Annotated in this window: 12 protein-coding genes; 6 read left to right on the top strand and 6 right to left on the bottom strand. The window is 51.2% G+C overall.

Translation table 11 applies throughout. The features are described from left to right. The first annotated feature begins 133 nt into the window (after positions 1-133). Positions 134-1,126, top strand: a complete 993-nt coding sequence (locus DRI82_RS07535) for an acyltransferase (RefSeq protein WP_114192892.1) — start codon at positions 134-136, stop codon at positions 1,124-1,126. On the opposite strand, the gene DRI82_RS07540 is transcribed toward DRI82_RS07535, so the two are convergent. After that, the gene (locus tag DRI82_RS07540) at positions 1,123-2,067 is read right to left on the bottom strand and encodes a GlxA family transcriptional regulator (protein WP_114192893.1); all 945 of its coding nucleotides are present in this window, start codon (positions 2,065-2,067) and stop codon (positions 1,123-1,125) included. The two genes, DRI82_RS07535 and DRI82_RS07540, sit on opposite strands and share 4 nt — an antisense overlap. A gap of 1 nt (position 2,068) precedes the next feature. Continuing rightward, on the bottom strand, positions 2,069-3,103 hold the full coding sequence (locus DRI82_RS07545) for an isochorismatase family protein (RefSeq protein WP_114192894.1): 1,035 nt from the start codon (positions 3,101-3,103) through the stop codon (positions 2,069-2,071). 276 nt (positions 3,104-3,379) lie between these two features. Between DRI82_RS07545 and bhsA the strand changes: the two genes are divergently transcribed. Continuing rightward, a complete protein-coding gene (gene bhsA, locus DRI82_RS07550) occupies positions 3,380-3,640 on the top strand; it encodes a multiple stress resistance protein BhsA (protein WP_114192895.1) in 261 nt (86 codons plus the stop codon). A 73-nt stretch (positions 3,641-3,713) separates the two neighbouring features. On the opposite strand, the gene xylB is transcribed toward bhsA, so the two are convergent. Together xylB and xylA are read right to left on the bottom strand one after the other, a co-directional pair. After that, the gene (xylB, locus tag DRI82_RS07555) at positions 3,714-5,165 is read right to left on the bottom strand and encodes a xylulokinase (RefSeq protein WP_114192896.1); all 1,452 of its coding nucleotides are present in this window, start codon (positions 5,163-5,165) and stop codon (positions 3,714-3,716) included. 79 nt (positions 5,166-5,244) lie between these two features. Next, positions 5,245-6,564 (bottom strand): xylose isomerase, encoded by a 1,320-nt coding sequence (gene xylA / locus DRI82_RS07560; RefSeq protein ID WP_114192897.1) that lies wholly within the window; start codon positions 6,562-6,564, stop codon positions 5,245-5,247. A gap of 382 nt (positions 6,565-6,946) precedes the next feature. Here xylA and xylF point away from each other — a divergent pair, with 382 nt between their 5' ends. From xylF to xylR, 4 genes are all read left to right on the top strand, one after another. Further along, positions 6,947-7,942: a D-xylose ABC transporter substrate-binding protein gene (gene xylF, locus DRI82_RS07565; RefSeq protein ID WP_114192898.1), complete on the top strand. Its 996-nt coding sequence runs from the start codon at positions 6,947-6,949 to the stop codon at positions 7,940-7,942. Between the two features lie 178 nt (positions 7,943-8,120). Continuing rightward, positions 8,121-9,662, top strand: a complete 1,542-nt coding sequence (locus tag DRI82_RS07570) for a xylose ABC transporter ATP-binding protein (protein WP_114192899.1) — start codon at positions 8,121-8,123, stop codon at positions 9,660-9,662. Continuing rightward, a complete protein-coding gene (gene xylH / locus DRI82_RS07575; protein WP_114192900.1) occupies positions 9,640-10,824 on the top strand; it encodes a xylose ABC transporter permease XylH in 1,185 nt (394 codons plus the stop codon). The genes DRI82_RS07570 and xylH overlap by 23 nt, the downstream gene beginning before the upstream one ends. A 122-nt stretch (positions 10,825-10,946) precedes the next feature. Next, a complete protein-coding gene (gene xylR, locus DRI82_RS07580) occupies positions 10,947-12,125 on the top strand; it encodes a D-xylose utilization transcriptional activator XylR (RefSeq protein ID WP_114192901.1) in 1,179 nt (392 codons plus the stop codon). Positions 12,126-12,176: 51 nt separating this feature from the next. Here xylR and yicI read toward each other — a convergent pair whose 3' ends face one another. Together yicI and DRI82_RS07590 are read right to left on the bottom strand one after the other, a co-directional pair. Beyond that, positions 12,177-14,504 carry an alpha-xylosidase gene (gene yicI / locus DRI82_RS07585; RefSeq protein WP_114192902.1) on the bottom strand — a complete coding sequence of 776 codons (2,328 nt, stop codon included), beginning with the start codon at positions 14,502-14,504 and terminating at the stop codon, positions 12,177-12,179. Between the two features lie 12 nt (positions 14,505-14,516). Next, on the bottom strand, positions 14,517-15,887 hold the full coding sequence (locus DRI82_RS07590) for a glycoside-pentoside-hexuronide family transporter (protein WP_114192903.1): 1,371 nt from the start codon (positions 15,885-15,887) through the stop codon (positions 14,517-14,519). Between the last annotated feature and the right edge of the window lie 182 nt (positions 15,888-16,069).

Below are 16,069 nucleotides of genomic sequence, written 5' to 3' on the forward strand. Positions count from 1 at the left end.
GTGACCTTTGGCAATCATCACAGAGAGGCATCAGCACAATCTGAGTTTGCCATCAGCGGTTGTTGATCGTCAGATAGCTATGTAACATCTACTTAACATTCATTGTGCAATGAATAGGATATGGTAAAGCGCCATGAGTAATAGACTTAATTGGATTGATAATCTCCGCGCGATAGCGTGCATCATGGTGGTCATGATTCATTCCACAAGCTATTACGTTGCGACCGGCCTATCTGTTGGAGAAATGAATTGGAGCGTTGCGAATCTGCTTAACTCAGCTTCGCGCGTCTGTGTTCCGTTGTTTTTCATGATTTCAGGCTATCTTTTTTTCGGTGAGAAAAGTGCCCGTAAGAAACATTTTTTGCGCATCACGTTATGCGTGCTGTTCTACAGCCTGATTTCATTGATCTATATCGCCGTATTCACCCGGATCGGTTTCTGGCCGTCATTAAAAAGTCTGCTGTTGAAGCCCGTGTTTTATCACCTCTGGTTTTTCTACGCGATTATTGTGATCTATCTGCTGTCGCCGTTGATCGCGGTTAAACAGGTGTCTGCCGGTTACCTTGCGGCGATCGTCGTGATATTGGGCGTGGTAGCCAATCCGAATATGGTCAGCCTCTCGTGGCACGGTGTCCATTTGCTGCCGGTGAATCTCTACGTCGTTGGCGATACGTTTTACTATTTACTGTATGCCTTGATGGGGCGTGCAATCGGCATGTTGGACACCGGGCGGCGTGGCGTCAGTTGGGCTGCCGCCCTGATTTTTTTCGTCAGCATTATTGCAATAGCACTTTCGACGCATCACCAAACGCTCATCATCGGCAATTTCGCCGATACGTTTTATGCCTATTGCGGACCGCTGGTATTCATTGCAGCGCTGTCGCTGTTCGTTTGGTGCAAAAACTGCCTGACATTCACGTTGCCCAGCCTGCGATTGATTGCTGAAAACTCGCTGGCGATTTATGGTTTCCATGCGGTGATTATCAATTTTATCCGGGGTCATAAACTTGATTTCACCCATTGGCCAGTACTGGATATCGCCTATATTTTCATGACGGCACTGTTGCTGAGCCTGCTGCTCTCCATGGGATTACACAGGCTGGATAGACACCGTTTAGTGAGTTAGGACACTGGGCTTGCACTCACCCCAACAAGTTGCCAGCGGAGTTGTGCCCGGCGCAACTGGCGGCTGGAAGTAAACCCTGCGGCCAGTGCCGCCTGCTCAACGCCCAGACCTTGTTGCAAGCGCTGTTGCGCGACGGCAAGACGTAGCTGCTCATGATATTCACGCACGCTGATGCCCAAATGCTCACGGAACAGCCGCGTCAAATGACGACTGCTGACGTGTGCACGGGTTGCGACGTCTTCGATCTGCCAACTGGATTCCGGTTCAGCCGCCATAACGTTCTGCGCCCGGTGAACCGCCGGATGCAGATGATTACGGTAGCGCAGCCAGGGGGATAATTGCGGGTCATCACCCGCGCGACGGAAATAGACAACCATCTCCCGCGCCACTTCCAGCGCCGCCTGTGGCCCCAGATCGCGGGCGATCAGATGCAAGGCCACATCGATCCCGGCGGTGATCCCCGCACTGGTCAGCACAAAGCGATCCTCAACAAAGATTCGGTTTTCCCTCACCAGTGCACCGGGAGCCTGTTGCCGCAGGCGTTCGATAACGTTGTGGTGGGTGGTGCATTGATAGCCATCGAGCAGACCCGCCCGACCAGCCAATAGGCTACCGGAACAGACGCAAACCAACGTTATTTCACCGTGCTCAATGGCTTCTTGTTGCTGACTCAGCCAAAGACGGGCGGTCAATGCTTCCGGGGTATCGTAATAAATGGTTGAATCAGTGACGCCGGGCACCACCAGAATACTGCCAGCAGCGAACTTTTCCGGCAGAGGCTGAAGATGACCGATCACCAGCCCGGTGGAGGTCATGGCTTCCGGCTGCGGGCTGATGTAATGCAGCGTGAATTGCCCAGCCAACCGCAGAGTCTCTGCGGGGCCGGTAAGATCCAGCGCCATTACGCCGGGCAATGTCAGGAAGTAGACGTCTCGTTGCATACTATTCCACATCAATCCTCAGATGCTGCGCCATATAGGCCGGAATATCCGGTTTATCCTGAAGCAGCGTTGCGACAAACGCATTGCGCTCAAAAGCCATGACCTGCATATCCCACACGCAGAACGACTCTTCACGCGCCGCTCGCCACTCACCGCACTCTGTCACCCATACTTTGATTCTCAACTCATTTTCATTATTCCACCAACCTGCCACCAGATAATCCATGGTTTTACCCTGATGTTCAATCAGCCAGCCAATACCGGGCCGATACAGGGTTTCCGCCTGTTGCGGCAGCCATTGCGCGACCAAAGGATAACCCTGCTGGAAAATATCGGCAGACCCCGTTGCGCCTGCATAACGGATAGCATAGCGCTTGAGTTGCCACTGGTTCAGCGTCAACGGAGCCAGCGGGCTGATGGCGCGAGGCAGATAAGGCTGCGGCTGCCATGCTTCTTTATGCTCAACCGAGTGACCCGCTGATTCCTTCAGCGCATCCAGCTTTGCCAGCGCGCCCTTAACATCGGTGATGTCAGCGAAGCGATTGACCAACACCAGTTCGGTACGATGCTTGATCTGATCAGCACTCAAGGTCTGGCCGTCAGGATGGGTCATCGGGAACGTCAGCGTGGCTTCGGTAACGAAAGTTACATCGTAGCCCAGATCGGATGCGACTCGCGTGGTCGTTTCGCAGCACTGCTCGGTACGCATACCGGAGATAATCAAATGCGTAATGTCCCTTTCGCGCAGCCATTGCTCCAGACCGGAATCGGTCAGGGCGTTGTGAACCCGTTTTTGTACGCTGAGATCGGCTTCATGCTGTAGGAAAGGCAGGCGTTTCACATAACCCGAGGCCAGAGAGAATGGCCCTTCAGCGGCGACGTGGAAGACATCAACGATGGCGACGTCGCGCTGTTGGCAGCCTGCGATCAGCCGGGTGAGAGCCTGTTGGAATTCTGGGAGATCGTCTTCCTGCCAAAAGTCTTTCTGTTCGAAGGAATGTTGAACGTCAATCACTAACAATGCGCTATGTGTCATTTCCGGCCCTCCCCAATCTGTGTGTATGGTCATAATGACGGATAACGCGCCTATATTGAATGCCAAAACCGGCCATCATTCGTGTCAGAAGAGGACCAGTTTCAATCGAGAAAAGAAGGGAAGAACAAGAGGTGTTGAGGGATAGTATTTTTATTCAAAATTATTGAAAGAGAAACTCAAATCAATCCGTTTTTCATCAGTGTTGTTCCGGCGTACTCTTATCACATCGAAAGGCAAACGCCTTTTACCTTGATAAATGACACATAGGAATACATCATGAAAAGTATCAAATATTTTGCTGTAGCTGCTGCTCTTACCATTGCTTCATTCTCTGCTTTGTCTGCTGATGAAATTAATAGCGCGCAGGCCGTCGATCAGCAAGCCGTTGGTGTGGTATCGGTAAGTGGTGCAACCAATTTGTCTTCACTGGAAGCCAGTCTGGCTGATAAAGCTGAACAAGCCGGTGCAAAATCTTATCGGATCGTCTCCACCACCGGTAATAACAACCTGCACGGAACCGCTGCTTTATATAACTAATCACCTGTCATACGTCGAGCCGCAGATGCGTTGTTTACGCTTTCCTGTGGCCCGACGCATTTATGGTAAAGAGTCACATCAGCGGCAGAAGCTGGTCATACAGTTTGCGAAAGACCTCACGCCGTTCTGCATAGAGCTGATGCCTCGCTGAATCGGGTTGATGTGTCTGTTCCAACGGCAGTTGCGGCAGGAAATTGGCCATGTCTACACCGGGGTTCATCGCGATCTGGGCCAGTCTTGCAGCGCCCAACGCGGGCCCAACATCACCTCCCGTGCGATATTCCAGCGTCTGACCACTGATATCCGCCAGCATCTGACGCCAGTAACCACTGCGGGCACCGCCCCCAATCAACGTAATGCTTTTGGGCTGCAATCCGGTCGCATGGAGAACATCGATACCCTCCGCCAAAGCAAATCCGACACCTTCCAATACCGCACGCGCCAAGTCATTGGGTCCATGCTGGTGGGTGAAGCCAAAGAAACTGCCTTTGGCGTTGGGATTATTGTGCGGTGTGCGTTCACCAGAGAGATACGGCAGAAACCAGACGGGGGAGTCCGCTTCCTTCGATTTCTCAACCTGTTGCAATAACGCTGGCACGCTCGGTGCACCGGTTAATTTTCCCGCCCAATCAATACAGGATGCTGCACTTAGCATCACTGACATCAGATGCCAGGTTTTAGGCAAGGCGTGACAAAAACTGTGAACGGCGCTTTCAGGATTACGCAAAAATCCATCGCTAACGGCGAAATAGACGCCCGATGTGCCCAGTGAAAGCATCGCCTGACCGGTTTGATACAACCCGACACCGACTGCACCCGCAGCGTTATCGCCCCCGCCAGCAATCACCGGTATCTGTGCCATCCCCCAACGCTGCGCGATATCCGGCAATACATTTCCGGTGATTTGTGTACCTTCAAACAGGGTAGGCATCTGGTCGCGCGTCAGCTCACAGGCTGCCAGCATACGGTCGCTCCAGTCACGCTTTCCGACGTCAAGCCACATTGTCCCAGCCGCGTCTGACATATCGGTGGCAAACTCACCTGAAATTAGCCAACGGAGATAATCTTTTGGTAACAATACCTTATCGATCTGACTGAAAATCTTTGGCTCGTTTTCTGCCAGCCATTTCAGTTTAGGCGCAGTGAAACCGGGCATCATCAGATTTCCGGTCACAACGCGGGAATCTGGTACCTCTTTTTCCAACGTCTGGCACTGGGCAAAACTGCGGCCATCGTTCCACAAAATGGCGGGACGCAGTACGCGGTGATTTTTATCAAGTAACGTTGCGCCATGCATTTGCCCGGTAAGGCCAAGCCCCTTCACAGCACTTAAATCCTGTTGCTGTTTCAGCGCCAGCATCGCGCGATCCGTGGCATTCCACCAGGCCAGCGGATCCTGTTCAGACCAGAGTGGGTGGGGGCGTGAGATCGACAACGCCTCGGTCTGGCTGGCTATCACTTTTCCCTGCTCATTCAGCAGGATCGCTTTAACGCCTGAAGTACCAAGATCGATGCCGATATACATAGTTTCCCCTTAACCCGCGCATCCACTCATTAAAACAGGGCATAACCCGACAGGGGAAATGCCCTCTCTCAGTCCGTTTTTAGCCAAACAGATAACGGTTAACCAGATTCTCAAGTTGTTCCTGACGGCCACTTTCATGATGCGGCGTCAGATTTTGCTGCTCAGCGTACTGCGCCAGTGATTCGAGCGACAACTTTCCTTGCAGGATTTGCTGGCCCAGTTCACCGTTCCAACCGGAATAGCGCTTCGCGACGTGTTTATCGAGGCCACCGTCTTCAATCATTTTAGCCGCTACTTTCAGCGCCAATGCCATGGTGTCCATTGCACCGATATGACCGTGGAACAGATCGTATTTATCGGTACTCTGACGGCGCACCTTGGAATCAAAATTAAGACCACCAGTGGTAAATCCGCCAGCCTTGAGGATTTCGTACATTACCAGGGCATTCTCTTCCACGCTGTTCGGGAACTGATCGGTATCCCAGCCGAGCTGCGGATCGCCCCGGTTGGCATCGACGGAACCAAAGATGCCCAGCGCAATGGCGGTGGCGATCTCGTGGTGGAAGGTGTGACCGGCCAGCGTGGCGTGGTTCGCCTCAATGTTGACTTTGATCTCTTTTTCGAGGCCAAACTGTTTCAGGAAGCCATAAACCGTAGCCACATCATAGTCATACTGGTGTTTGGTTGGCTCCTGCGGTTTAGGTTCAATCAGCAGCAGACCCTGGAAACCAATCTTGTGTTTGTGCTCGACGACCATTTGCATGAAGCGGCCGATTTGTTCACGCTCCTGGCGCAAATCGGTATTGAGCAGCGTTTCGTAACCCTCACGACCACCCCATAAAACGTAGTTCTCACCACCCAGTTTTTTCGTGGCGTTCATGGCGGAGAAAACCTGGGCTGCCGCCCAACTGAAAATTTCCGGATTGGGATTGGTGGCGGCCCCTGCGCCATAGCGCGGATGGGTGAAACAGTTGGCCGTGCCCCACAGCAGCTTAACGCCGCTGCTCTCCTGCTTTTCGGCCAGCACATCAGTCATGATGGCAAAGTTATTCAGGTATTCTTTCAGTGAATTACCTTCTGGCGAGACATCAATATCATGGAAGCAGTAATAAGGGACGTCGAGTTTCTGGAAGAACTCGAAGGCGACGTCAGCTTTGCGTTTAGCCAGCGTCATGGCATCTCCGGCCTGTTGCCATGGGCGCTCAAATGCCCCGACGCCAAACATGTCCGCGCCCGTCCAGCAGAACGTATGCCAGTAACAGGCAGCGAAACGCAGGTGCTCGGCCATGCGTTTGCCAAGGATCAATTCATCGGGATTGTAATGGCGAAATGCCATTGGATTGGTGCTGTTGCTGCCTTCAAAACGAACTTTTTCGAGTTGATCAAAATAAGATTGCATTATTGGCTCCTTGGAAACTGACCCAGCGACGGCTGGGGACGCTGAGGCCTAATCTTCGGAGTTGTCGAGCCGCATCACAATTACGTTATTTCACACTCAAATTCAGAGAATTATTAAATGTGCAGCAGATCGCATAAATAAGCCGTTTTAACGCTTTTTTCATCCTCTCTTATAAAGAGTGCAGCAAATATTATGTCTGTTTTGTTTATCCTGTACATCAAACCATGATCTTCATCATAAAAATAAAAAGAAACCAAAAAACATAACCGAGCAATTAAAATCAGCAATTGCTGTTTATTTACCCTGCGACAACAATCCATGCGGTAGTTGATGTTTGTCAATTTCTCTTACCCCACTTCTTAAATAAGAAAGGTTTTATAAGATGAAAATAAAGAACATTTTACTCTCTGTATGTGCCGCACTGGCATTGGTAAGTCAGCCTGGGTTCGCCAAAGACATTAAAATTGGTATGGCTATTGATGACTTACGACTGGAACGCTGGCAAAAAGATCGCGATATTTTTGTTAAAAAAGCCGAGTCGCTGGGGGCAGACGTATTTGTGCAGTCTGCTAATGGAAATGAAGAGACACAAATGTCTCAAATCGAAAATATGATCAATCGCGGTGTCGATGTATTGGTCATTATTCCCTACAACGGGCAGGTATTAAGTAATGTGATCGCCGAGGCCAAGCGTGAAGGAATCAAAGTGCTGGCTTATGATCGCATGATCAATAATGCCGATATCGACTTTTATATCTCTTTCGACAATGAAAAAGTGGGTGAACTACAAGCACAAAGCCTGGTTCAACGCGTGCCGCAGGGAAATTATTTCCTGATGGGCGGTTCACCGGTGGACAATAACGCCAAGCTGTTCCGGGCAGGGCAAATGAATGTTCTTAAGCCGTTGATCGACAGCGGGAAAATCAAAGTGGTAGGCGATCAATGGGCTGACGCATGGTTACCGGAAAATGCGCTGAAAATCATGGAGAACGCGCTGACCGCCAATAATAACAAGATTGATGTCGTAGTGGCGTCGAACGATGCCACGGCGGGCGGAGCCATCCAGGCGCTGGCCGCGCAAGGCTTATCGGGTAAGGTAGCGATTTCGGGTCAGGATGCCGATCTTGCCGCGATAAAGCGCATTGTGGCAGGTACCCAGACCATGACAGTCTATAAACCCATCAGCAAACTGGCGAATGACGCGGCAGAGATTGCCGTTACCTTGGGAAAAGGGGAGCAGCCAGAATCAAATGCCAAGCTTAACAATGGATTAAAAGATGTTCCTTCCTATTTGTTAACGCCGATTCAGGTCGATAAAAACAATATAGACAGTACGATTATCGCTGACGGTTTTCATAAAAAATCAGATATTTACTGATCGCACTATTATTGCCGTCAAGGCAATGCGCATTGCCATCTCCTTAATTTGATGGGAGATGGCTCTCCGGCAGACGTTTATTAGCGATACATTTATCTCTTTTAAATGGATCAGGTCCACCACAAAAATACCGTGGCCGCTGTGTCGTGCAAATAATGAGAGCAGCACGGAGGGAAAAATGCCTTACCTGTTAGAAATGAAGCACATCACCAAGCAGTTCGCCGCAGTGAAAGCGGTAGATAACGTCAGCCTGCAACTGGAGGCAGGCTGTGTATTATCGCTATGCGGGGAAAATGGATCCGGAAAATCGACGCTGATGAAAGTGCTGTGTGGCATTTATCCGCACGGCAGTTATCAGGGGGAGATTATTTTCTCAGGCGATAAGATCGAAGCAAAAACAATCCGGGATACGGAACAGAAAGGTATTGCGATCATTCATCAGGAACTGGCATTGGTTAAGCAAATGACCGTGCTTGAGAATATGTTTCTTGGCAGTGAGTGGGGGCACTACGGTCTGCTGGACTACGACGGAATGTATTTGCGTTGTCAGCGTATGCTGGCGCAGGTTCGCCTGAATGTCGATCCCAATACCCGCGTTGGTGAGTTGGGACTGGGGCAACAGCAATTGGTTGAGATAGCCAAGGCCCTCAACAAGCAGGTGAGGTTGCTGGTATTGGATGAGCCCACGGCATCGCTGACTGAAAGTGAAACCGCGACTCTGCTGGATATCATCCGCGACCTGCGAAATCACGATATCGCCTGTATCTACATCTCCCATAAACTCAATGAAGTCAAGGCGATATCAGACATCATCTGTGTTATCCGCGACGGTAAGCACATCGCCACCCGTGCAGCGGCCAGCCTCAGTGAAGATGACATCATTGCCATGATGGTCGGGCGCGAACTGACCGAGTTATTCCCCACCAGTGAGCATGAGATTGGCGAAGAGATCTTGCGCGTTGAGCACCTTACCGCCTGGCATCCGGTGAACCGGCACATCAAACGCGTCAATGACGTCAGTTTCAGCCTGCGGCGCGGAGAAATCCTGGGGGTGGCGGGACTGGTGGGTTCAGGGAGAACCGAAACCGTGCAATGCCTGTTTGGCGCCTATCAAGGGCGCTGGCAGGGTGACATTTTCATCAATGGCAAGCCAGTTACGATTGCCCGTTGTCAGCAGGCCATGGAGTTAGGTATCGCAATGGTACCGGAAGATCGCAAGCGGGACGGCATCGTGCACATTATGAGCGTCGGATCCAACATGACACTGGCGGCCCTCAGCCGGTTTAGTGGCACATTAAGCGTGCTTGATGACGCCAAAGAGCAATCCACCATTCAGCAATTCATTGCCCAGCTACGGGTAAAAACCTCTTCACCGGAATTGGCCATCGGTCGCCTGAGTGGCGGTAACCAGCAAAAAGCCATTCTGGCCAAGTGCCTGTTACTTAATCCTAAAATCTTGATTCTGGATGAGCCAACCCGCGGTATCGACGTCGGGGCAAAGTATGAAATCTATAAACTGATCAATCAGTTGGTACAGCAGGGCATTGCCGTCATCGTTATCTCATCTGAATTGCCCGAAGTCCTTGGGCTAAGCGATCGGATACTGGTAATGCATCAGGGCCAAATCAAAGCCGATCTCGAGAACCACAACCTGACGCAGGAACAGGTTATGGAAGCGGCTCTCAGGAGTGAAACGCATGTCGAAAATCACGCAGTCTGAACTCAATCTGCCATCCGCTGCGCCAAAAACGGCGGTGGAGCGACTGAAAAGCATCAATCTCCAGGTGTATGTCATGCTGGCGGCAATCCTGGCGATCATCTTGTTCTTTACCTTTACGACAGATGGCGCCTATATCAGCGCCCGCAATATTTCCAACCTGCTGCGGCAAACGGCGATTACCGGGATTTTGGCAGTGGGTATGGTGTTTGTGATTATTTCTGCCGAAATTGACCTTTCCGTCGGCTCAATGATGGGGCTGTTGGGCGGGGCGGCAGCGATTTTTGACGTATGGCTGGGCTGGCCATTGCCGTTGACGATTATCGTTACCCTGATACTGGGGCTGTTCCTCGGTGCCTGGAATGGCTGGTGGGTCGCCTACCGAAAAGTACCGTCGTTTATCGTGACGCTGGCCGGAATGCTGGCCTTTCGCGGCATATTGATCGGTATCACCAACGGCACAACGGTCGCACCTACCAGCTCAGCCATGTCGCAGATTGGCCAAAGTTATCTTCCTAACGGCGTGGGTTTTTCTGTGGGTGCCGTAGCTCTGATGCTCTTTATTGGCTGGCAATGGCGGCGGCGCAGCCAGCGACAAAATCTGGGTCTGGCAGTCAATTCCACCTCAGGCGATGTGACGCGACATTCAGTAACTGCCATTCTCGCGCTGGGCGCAATCTATCTGCTGAATGATTACCGTGGGGTTCCTACACCGGTGTTGGTGCTGGTTGCCTTGATGCTGGCCGGTATGTTCATGGCGACGCGCACCGCTTTTGGCCGCCGCATTTATGCCATTGGCGGGAATATCGATGCGGCCCGCTTATCTGGGGTCAACGTTGAGCGCACCAAAATGGCTGTCTTTGCCATTAACGGATTGATGGTGGCCATCGCCGGACTGATCCTCAGCTCGCGGCTTGGGGCGGGATCACCTTCCGCCGGTAATATTGCCGAATTGGATGCCATCGCGGCCTGCGTAATCGGAGGAACCAGTCTGGCGGGAGGGATCGGCAGCGTAGCGGGGGCGGTAATGGGGGCGTTCATCATGGCCTCATTGGACAATGGTATGAGCATGCTCGATGTCCCGACCTTTTGGCAATACATCGTCAAGGGGGCGATTTTGTTGCTGGCAGTATGGATGGATTCAGCCACCAAGCGGCGGATGTAATGCTAATGACATCATCTGTTTGAGAAATATCTCGTGAAGGATCACAGATAATCTCTCTTTTTTCCTGCTCTTTGGATGGCTGTGATATCCAAAGAGCAGTTTGTTTTGCAGGATGACAAAGTATGTTTGAGAAACGCTACCGCATCACATTGCTGTTCAATGCCAACAAGGTCTATGACCGTCAGGTAGTTGAGGGTGTCGGTGAATATTTACAGGCATCGCAATGTGACTGGGACATTTTTATCGAGGAGGATTTCCGCTGTCGCATCGATAACATAAAAGATTGGCTGGGCGATGGGGTGATCGCTGACTTCGACGATCGGGAGATTGAGAAATTATTGAAAGGCGTCAACGTGCCGATTGTCGGCGTGGGTGGTTCCTATCATCAAAAAGAAGACTATCCACCCGTGCACTATATCGCTACTGATAATCATGCGCTGGTTGAGTCGGCGTTTATGCACCTGAAGGAAAAGGGCATAAATCGTTTTGCCTTTTATGGCCTGCCACGTGCCAGTGGCAAACGCTGGGCTGAGGAGCGGGAGATAGCTTTTCGTCAATTGGTGGCTGCGGAGCAATATCAGGGAGTAATTTATCAGGGAATGGAAACTGCCCCTGAAAACTGGCAGCACGCACAGAACCGACTGGCCGACTGGGTACAAACGTTGCCGCAACAAACCGGGATTATTGCCGTGACTGATGCCCGGGCGCGTCATTTGCTGCAAGTCTGTGAGCATCTGGATATCGCCGTGCCGGAAAAACTCTGCGTAATCGGGATTGATAACGAAGAACTCACCCGCTATCTGTCGCGCGTGGCGCTCTCATCGGTTATTCAAGGTACCAGACAGATGGGCTATCGTGCAGCGAAGTTGCTGCATCAGTTGCTTAACGAACGCGATCTCCCGTTGCAGCGCATTTTGGTACCGCCGGTGAAAGTGGCTGCCCGGCGCTCGACTGATTTCAGATCGTTACGCGATCCGGCTGTTATTCAGGCCATGCACTATATTCGCTATCATGCTTGTAAGGGTATCAAAGTTGAGCAAGTGCTCGATTCGGTGGGGATCTCACGGTCAAATCTGGAAAAACGCTTCAAGGATGAAATCGGTCAAACGATTCATGGTGTTATTCACGAAGAGAAACTCGATAGGGCGCGTAATCTGTTAACGGCCACCTCTTTGCCAATCAACGAGATTTCGCAAATGTGCGGCTATCCTTCCCTGCAATATTTCTATTCGGTCTTTAAGAAAGGTTACGATATGACACCCAAAGAGTACCGGGATAAATACGGCGAAGTGGGGTACTGATTTAGAATAACGTAGTTTCCAGGCTCCGATCAGAGCCTGGATACAGGGCTGCTATTTTAGCGTAATGGTGATTTTACCTTCCTCTGACTCTGGCGTGATGATGATGCCTTGTTCACTTGGGTCAATGCTCGCCCCGCTGACGTTGACGTCATCCATCACATTGCGCAGGCATAACGTCCAGTTTTTTGCCTGCCCGTTGCTCTGGAGATGAATCTTGTCGCCTTGGCGTTCCGCCGTCAGGGTAAATACAATGTCACCCGCCATACTGACAATGCGACTTTCGGCGCAATGACCGTCTTGCAGTTCGAACAGTTGGAATGCCGTCTGTAAACTGTAGTCATAATCCGGTTTCTGACTGTTATCACCCAACGCCAATAAGGTGTTTGGCCGCACATAAACCGGCAGGCTATCAAAGTCATGCTGTTGACGAAGCCAGCGGCCACCTGCAACCTGTTGATTACTGAAAAGATGTGTCCAGCGGCCTTCTGGCAGATAGAAATTCACGTCGCCCCGCTCGCTGAAAACGGGGGCCACCAGAATGTTATCGCCAAGCATATATTGCCGATCGAGGTAATCACACGCTGGATCGTCTGGGAATTCAAGTATCATCGCCCGCATCACAGGCGTACCACTTTCTGCGGCTTGAGCGGAGGCAGCATACAGGTAGGGCATCATGCGGCATTTCCATTCAGTGAAATAGCGCACAACATCGCAGGCCTGGTCATCGTAAGCCCAAGGTACCCGATACGATTTGCTGCCGTGCAGGCGACTATGGCTGGAGAGTAGCCCAAACGCGCACCAGCGTTTATAGACATGTGCCGGTGCAGTATTTTCGAAACCACCAATGTCATGGCTCCAGAAACCAAATCCAGACATCCCCAGCGACAGCCCGCCGCGCAGGCTCTCCGCCATGGATTCATAGGTGGCATAACAGTCGCCGCCCCAGTGTACCGGGAATTGCTGTGCTCCCACTGACGCCGAACGGGCAAACAGCACCGCCTGATCTCTGCCGAGTTTCGCCTGCAAGGTTTTGTAAACCAACTCATTGTAAATAAAGGCATAATGGTTGTGCATCTTTTGCGGATCGCTGCCATCGGCCCACGAGACATCCGTTGGGATACGCTCACCGAAATCCGTTTTAAAGCAATCTACGCCCATATCAATAAGGCGATTGAGATGTCCGGCATACCATTCGCAGGCTCCGGGATGAGAGAAATCGACAATGGCCTGACCCGGTTGCCATTTGTCCCACTGCCATACATCGCCATTAGGGCGCTTTAGCAAGAACCCCTTCTCCATGCCTTCTTTAAATAGCGGCGATTTTTGCCCGATATACGGGTTGATCCACAGGCAAATTTTCAATCCACGCGCCTTCAGCCGATTAAGCATGCCTTGTGGGTCCGGGAAGGTTTGCGGATCCCATGCAAAGTCACACCACTGAAATGCCTTCATCCAGAAGCAGTCAAAATGGAACACATGCAGCGGCAAATTACGTTCGGCCATGCCATCGATAAAACTGTTTACCGTGGCCTCATCATAGTTGGTCGTGAACGACGTAGTGAGCCACAGGCCAAACGACCAGGCTGGGGGAAGTGCGGGGCGTCCGGTCAACCGCGTGTAGCGATCCAACACTTTTTTCGGTGTCGGTCCGTCAATGACAAAATATTCAAGGTATTCACTTTCAACGCTAAATTGTACTTTCGACACCTTTTCCGAGCCGACCTCAAAAGAGACACACTCGGGATGATTTACCAGCACGCCATAACCGCGATTGGTGAGATAAAAGGGGATGTTTTTGTAGGATTGCTCGGTACTGGTTCCGCCATCACGGTTCCAGCTTTCAACCTGCTGACCGTTTTTGACCAACGCCGTAAAACGTTCACCCAGGCCATAAACGCTCTCGCCCACGCCGAGGTCGAGACGCTCGTACATGTAGTTTTTACCGCTATTGCTGTCTTGGACATATCCCGCTGATTTCGCACCACTGCCGGTAATCCGTTCGCCATTTCGCAGAAAATCGAGCGACCAATTATCACCTTTTGTCAGCCGTACAGCGAGATCGCCGCTATGAAGTTCGGCACAGCACGCGTTGTTTTCGATATGAACATCAATGTCCGTATTACCGTTCAGGGGGTATAGGGGGCCACGTTTTACCGCGCCTTCAAAGTGCGTAATACGAACTCCGATGATGCCCGTTTGTGGCGAGAAAAAGCGCAGGGTAAACAGGGGCGTATCGAGCTGATTGGCGCGTTCGCTGGCATCGCGCGGAGCGGCATAGACCACCATTTCGTTCCCTTGAGCATGGACGTCAAAAACCTGAAGGGGATGAATGAGAGCGAACCCAGGCTGGATAAGCCAGTTGCCATCGCTGATTTTCATGAGATTCTCCTGTTACTTCATATATTCGTGTTGGTTACGACGCACACCTGCCGCCAGTTCGCCAAGAATATTCTTCAACAGCGGCGTGCGGAGGGTATAAAAACGTTTGCAGATGATGGCGCTGAGCAGATAACACAAGCCGGGAACCAGCGTGAATAGGGCGATAATGCTGGTGATCGTTGCGGGATTCTGCGTCGCCGCACCCGATTGGTAACCAGACCCCGCCAACAGCCAACCAATCAGCGCACCCCCCAAAGCCAGGCCCAGTTTCAGGACAAAGAGCGTGCCAGCAAAGCTAATACCGGTCAGGCGTTTGCCGTTTTTCCACTCACCGTAATCGACGGTGTCTGACATCATCACCCACTGGATTGGTGTCACCAGTTGGTGCAGTACACCGATCATAAAGATGAAGATAAACATGGTGATGCTGGCGTTTATTGGCACCAGATACATAGAAAAACTCAATATTGTCACTATGGCGTTGACCCACCAGAACACGCTGACTTTGCATTTCCAATCGGTTAGGGGTTTGGCTAATGCACTGCCGAACAGGTTGCCAACAGAGTAGGTGCCCAGAAATAGCGCAAAGACCAACGGATTACCGAGAATGTAAGTGACGTAATACATCATCGCTCCGCCGCGCACAGACACGGCAAGGATATTTAGAATGGTCAACAAACCGACAATTCGCCATTGGTCGTTGTGCCAGATATCACGAAGATCTTCTTTCATCGTGCCTTGGTTGGCATCATCAGCCGTAACACGTTCTTTGGTCGTTGCGAAACAGATGGCGAGCATGACGATGGCAACCAGAGCCAAAACAGCAATACCCCCTTGAAAACCCAACGCTTTATTTTCTCCACCAATAAAGGTGACTAGCGGCATCATCAGGACCGTACTGAGCATGCCGCCTGCTGTTGCCAGCACAAAGCGGTAGGATTGAAGGGAAATTCGCTGCTCGGGATCGGCGGTAATCACGCCGCCCAATGCGCAATAAGGAATATTTACGACGGTATACATCAGCGTCAGTAGGGTATAGGTGATTGCGGCATAGATCATTTTGCCGCTCATGCTCAGGTCGGGCGTGCTATATGCAAAAACGCAGACGATACCAAATGGAATGGCAGCAAAGAGTACGTAGGGGCGGAATTTACCCCAGCGCGTACATGTGCGATCCGCAAGCAGCCCCATACAGGGATCTGAAATTGCGTCCAACGCCCGCGCAAGGAGAAACATGGTACCGACATAACCGGCAGGGATACCGAAAATATCAGTATAAAAAAACATCATGTACAACATGACATTATCAAAGACGATGTGGCTGGCAGCATCACCCAAACCGTAACCAATTTTCTCTTTGATCGAGAGAATGTGATTGCCCATTTCGCAGTATTCCTTATCGAATCAGCATCGATAAAAACAGAAGTGTGCTATTGGTGTAATCGAGGTTGGGTAGCTTCACCATTGAGAAATTTGCTACTGGGGTTACGATTCTTTATTTATGTGATCGCGGCAACCGGTTTCCCGATAAGAGGGATTTTTTAAATGATGAAATGCAACATAAA

Origin of the sequence: Edaphovirga cremea (assembly GCF_003332275.1) — a bacterium.
Taxonomy (GTDB): domain Bacteria; phylum Pseudomonadota; class Gammaproteobacteria; order Enterobacterales; family Enterobacteriaceae; genus Edaphovirga; species Edaphovirga cremea.

What these genes read in the sequence shown, in the direction of transcription:
- xylH (WP_114192900.1), top strand. Translation starts at nt 9,640, where the DNA reads ATGTCGAAAATCACGCAGTCTGAACTCAATCTGCCATCCGCTGCGCCA.
- yicI (WP_114192902.1), bottom strand. Translation starts at nt 14,504, where the DNA reads ATGAAAATCAGCGATGGCAACTGGCTTATCCAGCCTGGGTTCGCTCTC.
- DRI82_RS07590 (WP_114192903.1), bottom strand. Translation starts at nt 15,887, where the DNA reads ATGGGCAATCACATTCTCTCGATCAAAGAGAAAATTGGTTACGGTTTG.
- DRI82_RS07570 (WP_114192899.1), top strand. Translation starts at nt 8,121, where the DNA reads ATGCCTTACCTGTTAGAAATGAAGCACATCACCAAGCAGTTCGCCGCA.
- xylA (WP_114192897.1), bottom strand. Translation starts at nt 6,564, where the DNA reads ATGCAATCTTATTTTGATCAACTCGAAAAAGTTCGTTTTGAAGGCAGC.
- DRI82_RS07545 (WP_114192894.1), bottom strand. Translation starts at nt 3,103, where the DNA reads ATGACACATAGCGCATTGTTAGTGATTGACGTTCAACATTCCTTCGAA.
- xylB (WP_114192896.1), bottom strand. Translation starts at nt 5,165, where the DNA reads ATGTATATCGGCATCGATCTTGGTACTTCAGGCGTTAAAGCGATCCTG.
- DRI82_RS07535 (WP_114192892.1), top strand. Translation starts at nt 134, where the DNA reads ATGAGTAATAGACTTAATTGGATTGATAATCTCCGCGCGATAGCGTGC.
- xylF (WP_114192898.1), top strand. Translation starts at nt 6,947, where the DNA reads ATGAAAATAAAGAACATTTTACTCTCTGTATGTGCCGCACTGGCATTG.
- bhsA (WP_114192895.1), top strand. Translation starts at nt 3,380, where the DNA reads ATGAAAAGTATCAAATATTTTGCTGTAGCTGCTGCTCTTACCATTGCT.
- DRI82_RS07540 (WP_114192893.1), bottom strand. Translation starts at nt 2,067, where the DNA reads ATGCAACGAGACGTCTACTTCCTGACATTGCCCGGCGTAATGGCGCTG.
- xylR (WP_114192901.1), top strand. Translation starts at nt 10,947, where the DNA reads ATGTTTGAGAAACGCTACCGCATCACATTGCTGTTCAATGCCAACAAG.